2 protein-coding genes are annotated in these 726 nt (G+C 48.8%); both read right to left on the bottom strand.

Annotation, left to right across the window (positions count from 1 at the left end; genetic code table 11):
- Positions 1-288 (bottom strand): transporter substrate-binding domain-containing protein (locus ACRCJ0_RS17445; RefSeq protein ID WP_431391418.1); only part of this gene is annotated, 288 nt, incomplete at its 3' end.
- Between the two features lie 14 nt (positions 289-302).
- Positions 303-726: amino acid ABC transporter permease (locus tag ACRCJ0_RS17440; protein ID WP_431391417.1), on the bottom strand; the 424-nt coding region annotated here is incomplete at its 5' end.

Raw genomic sequence — 726 nt, 5'->3', positions numbered from 1 at the left:
CTTTCCAGCTTGCAGCGCTGCAACAACACCAGACCAGTCAGACAAAGCCCATTCAATCTCGTAGCCCGCTTCCTCTGCTACTGCTTCAGCAACCTCTACAGAGAAACCTTTCAGTTCATCCCCTTCTTGATAGTGTTGCGGATACCCATCTGGAGATGCTGCAATTGTCACTGTTTTATCTGCAGCCCCACTTTCTGAACTCGTCGCGTCTTCCTCTGCAGATGTCCCGCACGCCGCTAAGACCAAGGCCGAGGTCAATCCAATACTCAATAACTTAAACTTTTTCATCGTTTTTCCTCCTCTTATCTGGTATATGGTACGGCTAGGCGTTTCTCATACCAGTTTTGTAATAGTGAATATAGAATGGTGAGGGCCCAGTATATCAAGGCCACTGCGAAATAGGCTTCAAAGAACTTCAATGAATTCGAGGCGAATAATTTCCCTTGGGCAAGCAACTCGACGACCCCAATAGTGAAGGCCAATGACGAATTTTTCAGTAAGCCAACAAAGGTATTCCCAGTCCCCGGGATGGCGTTTCGAACGGCTTGTGGTAAGACAATCCCTCGCAATGTTTGCCCGTAAGTCAAGCCCACCGTCATCGCCGCTTCCACCTGACCCTCGTCTACAGAAACCAAGGCTGCCCGAAATACTTCAGCTAAGTAGGCTGCTGTATTCAAGGAGAAAGTCAGGATTGAGGCCGCTTCAGCCGACATCCCTGTTGCAATA

Source organism: Aerococcus sp. L_32 (assembly GCF_050689315.1).
Note: the sequence above shows the minus strand (reverse complement) of the source record. Positions and strands in the feature narration are given on the sequence as shown.